This is a genomic window from Streptomyces sp. CNQ085 (assembly GCF_022614595.1).
GTDB lineage: Bacteria > Actinomycetota > Actinomycetes > Streptomycetales > Streptomycetaceae > Streptomyces.
In genome coordinates, this window is record NZ_JAJFAU010000065.1 from 1 (window position 1) to 8,679 (window position 8,679).

8 protein-coding genes are annotated in these 8,679 nt (G+C 75.8%); 3 read left to right on the forward strand and 5 right to left on the reverse strand.

The genetic code is table 11. The features are described from left to right. Positions 1-98 precede the first annotated feature (98 nt). Positions 99-1,337 carry a low specificity L-threonine aldolase gene (locus LJ221_RS13050; protein ID WP_241716547.1) on the forward strand — a complete coding sequence of 413 codons (1,239 nt, stop codon included), beginning with the start codon at positions 99-101 and terminating at the stop codon, positions 1,335-1,337. A gap of 15 nt (positions 1,338-1,352) precedes the next feature. Here the strand turns inward: LJ221_RS13050 and LJ221_RS13055 are convergent, their stop codons facing one another. The 4 genes from LJ221_RS13055 to LJ221_RS13070 all read right to left on the reverse strand — a co-directional run bounded on the left by LJ221_RS13055 (position 1,353) and on the right by LJ221_RS13070 (position 5,556). Further along, the gene (locus LJ221_RS13055) at positions 1,353-2,039 is read right to left on the reverse strand and encodes a response regulator transcription factor (protein ID WP_241716588.1); all 687 of its coding nucleotides are present in this window, start codon (positions 2,037-2,039) and stop codon (positions 1,353-1,355) included. 77 nt (positions 2,040-2,116) lie between these two features. Further along, positions 2,117-3,343, reverse strand: coding sequence for a sensor histidine kinase (locus tag LJ221_RS13060; protein WP_241716549.1), 1,227 nt, complete (start codon positions 3,341-3,343; stop codon positions 2,117-2,119). A 36-nt stretch (positions 3,344-3,379) separates the two neighbouring features. Further along, on the reverse strand, positions 3,380-4,465 hold the full coding sequence (locus LJ221_RS13065) for an SAM-dependent methyltransferase (protein WP_241716551.1): 1,086 nt from the start codon (positions 4,463-4,465) through the stop codon (positions 3,380-3,382). Further along, the gene (locus LJ221_RS13070; RefSeq protein WP_241716590.1) at positions 4,462-5,556 is read right to left on the reverse strand and encodes an NADH-quinone oxidoreductase subunit D; all 1,095 of its coding nucleotides are present in this window, start codon (positions 5,554-5,556) and stop codon (positions 4,462-4,464) included. The genes LJ221_RS13065 and LJ221_RS13070 overlap by 4 nt, the downstream gene beginning before the upstream one ends. Positions 5,557-5,772: 216 nt before the next feature. On the opposite strand from LJ221_RS13070, the gene LJ221_RS13075 reads away from it, so the two are divergent. Further along, positions 5,773-6,315 carry a PH domain-containing protein gene (locus LJ221_RS13075; protein ID WP_241716553.1) on the forward strand — a complete coding sequence of 181 codons (543 nt, stop codon included), beginning with the start codon at positions 5,773-5,775 and terminating at the stop codon, positions 6,313-6,315. A 25-nt stretch (positions 6,316-6,340) separates the two neighbouring features. Beyond that, on the forward strand, positions 6,341-7,654 hold the full coding sequence (locus tag LJ221_RS13080; protein WP_241716555.1) for a PH domain-containing protein: 1,314 nt from the start codon (positions 6,341-6,343) through the stop codon (positions 7,652-7,654). Between the two features lie 39 nt (positions 7,655-7,693). Here the strand turns inward: LJ221_RS13080 and LJ221_RS13085 are convergent. Continuing rightward, positions 7,694-8,679 (reverse strand): hypothetical protein (locus tag LJ221_RS13085; protein WP_241716557.1); only part of this gene is annotated, 986 nt, incomplete at its 5' end.

Here is an 8,679-nt window from a genome sequence, read left to right on the forward strand (position 1 = left end):
GCCGCCGGGCCGGCACTGCCCGGCGCGGGCGCGTGAGGAGCGGCACGGCGGGGCAGAAGAACGGCGCCGTGCCTGCGCGGTAGGGGATCATCGGGGGCATGACAGCCGATGAGGGAACCGGGGAAGCAGAGGAAGCGCGCGGGGACTTCGAAGCCGAGTCCGCCGGGGACGCCGATGCCGAGCGGGCCCGCGGGCTCGCGGCGTGGACCGCGGCGCGGCGGAAGCTGTCCGACGGCCCGGTGGACGGGACGGTCGCCGGACGGCTGGCCCGGCTGGCACGGGAGGGCGCCGAGGTCTGGGACCTGGACGGCAGCCCAGACATCTACGGGGACGGGATCGTCGCTCATCTGGAGGAGCGCACCGCCGCCGCGCTGGGCTGCGAGGCCGCCGCGTTCTTCCCCACCGGCACCATGGCCCAGCAGGTCGCCCTGCGCTGCTGGGCGGGGCGTACCGGCAGCCCGGTCGTCGCCCTGCATCCGATGGCGCACCCCGAACGCCACGAGCGGGGCGCGCTGGGGCGGCTGAGCGGGCTGAGCACCGTGCACCCCACCTCCGAGCCGCGCCCGCCCACCGCCGGGGAGGTACGGGAGCTGGAGGAGCCCTTCGGCACGCTGATGCTCGAACTCCCGCTGCGCGAAGCAGGTTTCGTACTGCCCGCCTGGGACGAGCTGGTGGCGGTGACCGAGGCCGCGCGGGAGCGGGACGCGGTGGTGCACTTCGACGGCGCGCGGCTGTGGGAGTGCACCGCGCACTTCGGGCGCACGCTCCCGGAGATCGCCGCCCTGGCCGACAGCGTGTACGTCTCCTTCTACAAGTCCCTGGGCGGCCTCTCGGGTGCCGCCCTGGCCGGTCCCGCGGACTTCGTGGCGCAGACGCGCGCCTGGCGGCACCGCTACGGCGGGCAGGTCTTCCAGCAGTGGCCCGCCGCGCTGTCCGCCCTGGTGGGGCTGGAGCGGGAGCTGCCCCGGCTGCCCGGTTACGCCGCCCACGCCAGGGCGGTCGCGGCGGCGCTGCGGGCGGGGCTGGCGGAGGCCGGAGTGCCGTGGTTCCGGATCCATCCGGAGGAGCCGCACACCCACCAGTTCCAGGTGTGGCTGCCGTACGGCGCCGACGGGCTGACGGAGGCGGGGGTCCGGCAGGCCGAGGAGGAGGGGACGGTGCTGTTCCGCGTCTGGGACTCACCAGGTGCGCCCGGCCCGCCGGGGACGGCCATGACCGAGGTGACGGTGGGCGCTCCGGGGCTGCGCTGGGGGGCGGGGGAGGTGCGCGACGCGCTGCACGGCTTCCTCCACCGCGTCCCGGAACGCGGAACGGCCGCCGGGGGCCCGGGGAGCTGAGAACGCCCCCGGCCCTCAGGCGCCCCCGCCGCCAGCCCGCACCAGCCCCGTCTCGTACGCCAGCACCACCGCCTGCACCCGGTCGCGCAGTTCCAGCTTGGTGAGGATGCGGCCCACGTGCGTCTTGACGGTGGCCTCCGAGAGCACCAGGCGCCGGGCGATCTCACCGTTCGACAGCCCCTGGGCCACCAGCAGCAGCACCTCGTGCTCGCGATCCGTCAGCCGCTCCAGCTCTTTGGGCACGGACCGGCCGGAGGCGGCGGGCAGCAGGGAGGCGAAGCGGTCGATCAGACGGCGGGTGGTGGAGGGGGCGACCACCGCGTCGCCGCTGTGGACGGCGCGGATCGCGGCCAGCAGTTCCCCGGGGGGCACGTCCTTGAGCAGGAAGCCGCCCGCCCCGGCCCGCAGGGCGGAGAAGGCGTACTCGTCGAGGTCGAAGGTGGTCAGGATCAGCACCCGGGGGCCGCCGGGGCCACCCTCGCCCCCCTCGCAGATGCGGCGGGTGGCCTCGACCCCGTCGAGGCGGGGCATCCGCACGTCCATCAGCACCACGTCCACGGCCGTGGTGCGGAGCTTCTCCAGTGCCTCGGCACCGTCCCCGGCCTCGGCGACGACCTCCATGTCGGGCTGGGCGTCCAGCACCATGCGGAAGCCGGTGCGCAGCAGCGCCTGGTCGTCGACGAGCATCACACGGACGGTCATGTTCTTCCCTGGATTGGTGTCGTGGGGCGGGGCGGCGGAGGGTGCGGCGGCGGACCGCTCGCCGCGCGCGGAGGTTCTCACACGGTGCTCTTCAGCGGCAGCACCGCGCTGATCCGGAAGCCGCCGCCGGGCCGCGGCCCGGCGTCCAGGCTGCCGCCGACCATGCCGACGCGCTCGCGCATGCCGATCAGCCCCTGGCCGAGCCCGTCCAGCCCGCCGACCTCGTACAGCTCGCGCTGCGCGCCGCGGCCGTCGTCCTCGGCCAGCAGGGTCAGGTCGTCGGCGCCGTAGGTCAGCCGCACTGTCGCGCCGACGTCAGGGCCGCCGTGCTTGCGGGTGTTGGTCAGCGCCTCCTGCACGACGCGGTACGCGGTCAGCTCGACGCTGCTGGGCAGCGGCCGGGGGGTGCCCTGGATATGGAAGTCCACGGCCAGGCCCGCGCCGCGCACCTGCTCGACGAGGTCGGCGAGCTGCTCGACACCGGGCTGGGGCACGTACTCGCCGCCCTCGGAGCGCTCGCCGGTGCGCAGCACGCCCAGCAGCCTGCGCATCTCCGACAGCGCCTGGCGTCCGGTTCCGGAGATGGTCGCCAGCGCCTGCCGGGCCTGCTCGGGCGCGGTGTCCATGACGTAGGCGGCGCCGTCGGCCTGGACGACCATCACCGAGACGTTGTGCGCGACCACGTCGTGCAGTTCCCGCGCGATCCGGGCCCGCTCGGCGGCGACGGCGACCTTGGCCTGCGCCTCGCGCTCCCGCTCCAGACGGGCGGCCCGCTCCTCCAGCTGCGCGTAGTACGCGCGCCGGGTGCGCAGCGAGTCGCCCAGCACCCAGGCCAGCAGGAAGGTGGCGGTGAGGAAGACCGTGCCCAGTACCGCGCCGGCGGTGCCCTGGCCCTCGTTGGGCCAGCGCAGGGTGTGGACGGTGGGCGCGGTCAGGGCGCCGGCGAGGGCGGAGCGGGAGGCCCAGCGGACGTTGCGGGAGGAGCTGGTGAAGACGATCACCAGCAGGGCGAAGTTGGCCGGTACCGGGAACGCGCCCGTCACCACCTCCGCCAGCCCCGCTCCGGCGGCCAGCAGCAGCATCTTCTCCGGCGCCCGGCGCCGCAGGGCCACCACGGTGCACAGGGCCAGGACGATCGGAACGGAGGCGACCTGCTGGACCTCCCCCTGCCCCAGCGACTCGGCCGACGGGGGATGCGTCATGATCCCGATGAGCCACCCGGCCGAGACCACCAGCAGGACGGCCGCCCACGCCCCGTCGACCAGGGCGGGGTGCCTGCGGAGGAAATCGTAGAACCGGTGCACATAACCCAGCGTAGGCAAACCCGGTACGCGCCGGGGTCAGCCGGACGGCCGATCCCCCGTCTCCCCTCGTACTCCCCAGGGTGGAGGCAGCGAGGCCCCGCGGGGCTGGAACAGCCAGGTGAAGGAGCCCAGGCCCGCCGGATCGGTCAGCTCGGCGGCCTCGCCCGCACGGCTCAGGAGCCGTACGTACCCGGCCGGGTCGCGCGACGCCAGGGCGAGCGGCGGCCGCGCGCCGCTCACGCCCAGGGCGCGCAGCGCCTCGCGCTGGGAGAGCGGCAGCCCCGGCCCGGTCCCTCCGGCACCGGTGCGTTCGGCCTCCGCCGCGCACGCGTCGAGGGCGACATGCGCGGTCAGGTCGCACCGGCCGTCGGGCACGGGCCGCACCTCGCGGCCGTCGCGGTAGCCGGTGAGGGTGCCCAGCGGGGGACGGGCGGCGCGGATGTGGGCGTAGTCGACGGCCACGGCCAGCCCGCGCTCCAGGCAGGACACCGCCCGCGCCCAGGCCGCGTCGCGGGGGCGGCCGATCTCCGCGCGCAGCCCCGGCCCGGGCGGCAGCGGCCACCAGCGGGCCAGCCACCCGGCGTCCTCACCGGTCACCGGCTCGCCCAGGTACTCGGCGCCGCCGGCGTCCACCAGGACGTAGCGGGGAACGCCGTCCCCACCGGTCTCGGCGATGTCCACGGGGATGTCGTCCAGCCACTCGTTGGCGAACAGCAGCCCGACCGCACCGCGCGGCGGTTCGGCGGACCAGGCGACGGCCGGATCGAGGCCTTCCGGCCGGGGGGCGCGTTCGACGGCATGGGGGCGCACCCGGGTCGCCAGACCGCCGGGGAGCGCGGGCAGTGCCGCCAGTACGCCGGTCAGCAGTTCGCCGCGGCCGGCGCCGTAGTCGATCAGCGCCAGCTCGGCGGGCTGCCCCAGCACCTCGTCCACGCGCCGCAGCAGCTCGGCCACCGCGCCCGCGAACAGCGGCGAGGCGTGCACCGAGGTGCGGAAATGGGCGGCGGGGGCGTGGCGTACGAAGAAGCCCCCCGGACCGTACAGCGCCTCCTCGGCGGCCTCGCGCCAGCGTCGCGGGCCTCCCGCCGGGCCCGGCGGCGGTTCCGTTGCCCTGTCCGTCACTTGTCGATGTCGCCGACGACGAAGAACATCGACCCCAGGATCGCCACCATGTCGGACACCAGCGTGCCCGGCAGCAGTTCGGAGAGCACCTGGACGTTGTTGTACGAGGCCGAGCGGAGCTTGAGCCGGTACGGGGTCTTCTCCCCCTTGGAGACCAGGTAGTAGCCGTTGATGCCGAGCGGGTTCTCCGTCCAGGCGTAGGTGGCGCCCTCCGGGGCCTTGAGCACCTTGGGCAGCCGCTGGTTGACCGGGCCGGGCGGCAGGCCGGCGAGGCGGTCCAGACAGGCGTCGGCGAGATCGAGGGAGTTGCGGGTCTGCTCCAGCAGCACCTCGAAGCGGGCCAGGCAGTCCCCCTCGGTGCGGGTGACGACCCGCAGCACGTCCGCCAGGTCCCCGTACGCCAGGTAGGGCTCGTCGCGGCGCAGGTCGAAGTCCACGCCGGAGGCGCGGGCGACGGGCCCGCTCACCCCGTACGCGTGGACGGTCTCGGGGGCGAGCACGCCCACGCCGCGGGTGCGGCCGCGGAAGATCTCGTTGCCGAGGACGAGCCGGTCGTAGGTGCCCAGCTCCGCGCGGACGGCGGCGACCGCCTGCCGGGTGCGGCCCTGCCAGCCCGCCGGGAGGTCCTCCTTGAGACCGCCGACCCGGTTGAACATGTAGTGGATGCGCCCGCCCGAGACCTCCTCCATGACGCGCTGGAGGTCCTCGCGCTCGGTGAAGGCGTGGAACACGGGCGTGATGGCGCCCAGCTCAAGCGGATAGGAGCCGAGGAACATCAGGTGGTTGAGGACCCGGTTCAGCTCCGCCAGCAGGGTGCGCGCCCACACGGCCCGCTCGGGGACCTCCATGCCCAGCATCCGCTCGACGGCCATGACGACGCCGAGCTCGTTGGAGAAGGCCGACAGCCAGTCGTGGCGGTTGGCCAGGACGATGATCTGCCGGTAGTCGCGCGCCTCGAACAGCTTCTCCGCGCCGCGGTGCATGTAGCCGATCACCGGCTCGGCCGAACCGATCCGTTCGCCGTCCAGTACGAGCCTCAGCCGTAGCACGCCGTGGGTGGAGGGGTGCTGCGGGCCGATGTTGAGCACCATGTCGGTGCTCTCCGCCGCGCCGCCGACGCCGACGGTGGTCACGGCCGCCGTGCCCCCGGCGGGCTCGGGGCGCTCGGGGCGCTCGGCGGGCTCGGCGGTGGTACCGGGATCGCTCATGGCACTCAGTCTGGCAGCTCCGTCCGGGGGACCGCCCCCCTCTCCCTCTCCTCCCCACGGTGGATACGCGCTGTCACCACCGCCGCCTACCCTTGCCGTATGAGTCAGCTGACAGGGGGCCCGTCCGACGGGGAGACCCGGCCGACCGGGCAGGCCGGGTGGAGCGGAGGGCCGGAGAGTGCCGAACGGTGGCGCGGCGTCGAGCACGGGCTGCTGCGGATGCGCAGGACGCTGCTGACGGCCGTGTCCGCGGCGCTCGTCGCGGTGCTGGGGCCGGTCCTGTGGCTGGCCGCCGGTCCCTGGTGGGCCGTCCTCGCCGCGGCGCCGGCGGCGGTCGCGCTGTGGGGATGGGGAGCGATCGCCCGCAACTGGGACTCCTGGCGGTACTCCGAGCGCGACGACGACCTGCTGATCGAACGCGGGGTGGTGTGGCGCGGGCTGACCGTCGTGCCCTACGGCCGGATGCAGCTGGTGGAGGTCACCTCGGGGCCGCTGGAGCGGTACTTCGGACTGGCCCGGGTGCAACTGCACACCGCCGCGGCGACGACCGACGCGCACATACCCGGCCTCGCCCCCGAGGAGGCCGAGCGGCTGCGCGAACGGCTCACCGAGCTGGGCGAGGCCCGTTCGGCGGGGCTGTGACGGGCCTGGCCGCGAGGGGGTTGTGATGGCACTGCTCCAGCGCCCCGAGGGCAGGCGGCTGCACCCGGTCACCCCGTGGCGGCGGGCGTGGGCGCCGCTGGCCGCGCTGTTCGCCTTCGCCGCGCAGGACCCGGAGCGGGCCCGGCAGGGCGTGGAGTCCCTGACGGCCGGCCGGCTGCTGGCGGTCCTCGCGCTGCTGCCGGCGGCGGCCGCGTACGGCTTCCTGTCCTGGTGGATGACGAGCTACACGGTCACCGAGACGGAGCTGCGCATCCGCACCGGCCTGCTGTTCCGGCGCGTGGCCCATATCCGGCTGGACCGCCTCCAGGCGATCGACGTGGGGCGTCCCCTGCTGGCCCGCGTCGTGGGCGTGGCCAAGCTCAAGCTGGACGTGGTCGGCACGGACAAGAAGGACGAGCTGGCGTTCCTGGGCGAGCGGGACGCCGTCGCGCTCCGCGCCGAGCTGCTGGCGCGGGCCGCGGGGATCGCGCCCGAGGCGGCCGCGGAGGCCGGTGAGGCGCCCGCCCGGGAGCTGGTGCGGGTCGGCACGCGGATGCTGGTGGTCTCGCTGCTGCTGCTGGGCACCGTCTGGGGCACTCTGGCCGCGGCGCTGGCCGTGCCCTGGCTGATCTGGTGGACGAGCGGCAGCCTCTGGCCCGCCCTGGCGGTGGCGGTGCCGCTGCTCAGCGGTGTGTGGCGCAGTGGTGTGGGCCGCTTCCTCACCGAGTTCGACTGGGTCGTCGCCGAGTCGCCGGACGGGATACGGCTGGACCACGGGCTGCTGGACCGCGCCCACGCCACCGTCCCGCCCGGCCGGGTCCAGGCCGTCCGGATCGTCGAGCCGTGGCTGTGGCGGCGGCGCGGCTGGGTCCGGGTGGAGCTGGACGTGGCCGCCGGGGGCAACGAGGGCGGCCTGCTGCTGCCGGTCGCCACCCGTGAGACGGCCCGGGGCGTACTGGCGCGGGTGCTCCCCGGCCTCGACCCGGACGAGGCGGCGGCGTCCCTGGTCCCGGTGCCGCGCCGGGCCCGCTGGGTCGTCCCGCTGTGGTGGCGGGGATACGGCCACGGGGTGACGCGGACGGTGTTCGCCTCCCGCAAGGGGCTGCTGTGCCGCACGCTGTCGCTGGTCCCGCACGCGAAGGTGCAGAGCGTCCGCCTCACCCAGGGGCCCTGGGAGCGGGCCTTCGGACTGGCGGACATCCACGTCGACCACGGTGCGAACGGCACGGTCGCGGCCCGGCTGCGGGCGGTGGGGGAGGCCCGTGCGGTGGTGGCCGCCCAGGCGGAGCGCTCCCGTACCGGGCGCCGAGGGGCACACCCGGAGCGCTGGCTCACGTAGACGCGCCGGACGGCCGGGAGACGGGACCGGGCCGCCGGGTCAGGCGGACCGGGCACGGCGCAGACCCCTGACCGGGCCCGTCGACCGCGGGGTACCGCCTGCGTCCGCACCGCCGTCCCCGGCCTCGTCGCCGGGCTCGCCCAGGTCGATGACCTTGCCCGCGACTGCGGGCGAGGCGGCGCGGGCCGCGGGGCCGGTACCGGTCCGGGGTGCGGCGCCGGAGGCGGGCCCCGCGCCGCCGTCCGGGGCGTCACCGGGGGCGCCGGTGCGGTCCCGGCCGGAGGGGGAGTCGGTCTCGGGACGGCCCTGCGTCCCGGGCGTCCTGCGCCGCTGCCGGGCGCTCTGGGTGCCGAAGAAGTCGAATCCGCCGCGCCTGGGAGCGCCGCCACCACGGCTTCCGGAGCCCTGCCCGTACGGCTCCCGCGCCCCCGCCGCCGTACCGTCCTGCCGCGGCGGCGCGGACCGGGACGGCCGGGGGGCCCCCGGCTCCGGAGCCGGTACGGCCGGGGCCTCCCGCTCCCGCTGGCGGGCGGCGTTGGCCCGCAGCCGCCTGAGCGCCTCGTCCGCCTGGACGTAGGTCAGCGGTGTGGGCGCGCCGGATGCCCTGCGGTGGTCGGCGGCCCCGGTGGTGAGCTCCTTCGCGGGCCCGGCGGTCTCCAGGACGAGCTGCCGCCGCCCCTCCAGGGCGCTGGCCCGTTCGGTCTCGGCGGTGGCGTACCGGCGCAGCAGCGCGGCGTGCTCGGTACGCAGCCTCTCCAGCTCGGCGCGCTTGCTCCGGAGCGTGTCCTCCGTCTTCCGGCGCAGCTCCAGCGACTCCTCCAGCTCGTTCTCCAGCTCGGCCTGGCGTTCCTCGGCCCGCCACTCGGCCGTGGCCCTGGCCGCCCTGACCTCGCCGACCCGCCGGCCCGCCTCCCGGTCCCACCGCCGCAGCAGTACGGCCCCGGTGACGGCGTCGGACTTGATGGTCAGCAGCTCCTGGAGTGCGTACGCGGCGCCGTATGCCTCCAGCGCCCACACCTCCATCT

Excerpts from the sequence above, each read along its gene's own strand:
- LJ221_RS13050 (WP_241716547.1), top strand. The coding sequence starts at position 99 with ATGACAGCCGATGAGGGAACCGGGGAAGCAGAGGAAGCGCGCGGGGAC.
- LJ221_RS13055 (WP_241716588.1), bottom strand. The coding sequence starts at position 2,039 with ATGACCGTCCGTGTGATGCTCGTCGACGACCAGGCGCTGCTGCGCACC.
- LJ221_RS13070 (WP_241716590.1), bottom strand. The coding sequence starts at position 5,556 with ATGGTGCTCAACATCGGCCCGCAGCACCCCTCCACCCACGGCGTGCTA.
- LJ221_RS13075 (WP_241716553.1), top strand. The coding sequence starts at position 5,773 with ATGAGTCAGCTGACAGGGGGCCCGTCCGACGGGGAGACCCGGCCGACC.
- LJ221_RS13080 (WP_241716555.1), top strand. The coding sequence starts at position 6,341 with ATGGCACTGCTCCAGCGCCCCGAGGGCAGGCGGCTGCACCCGGTCACC.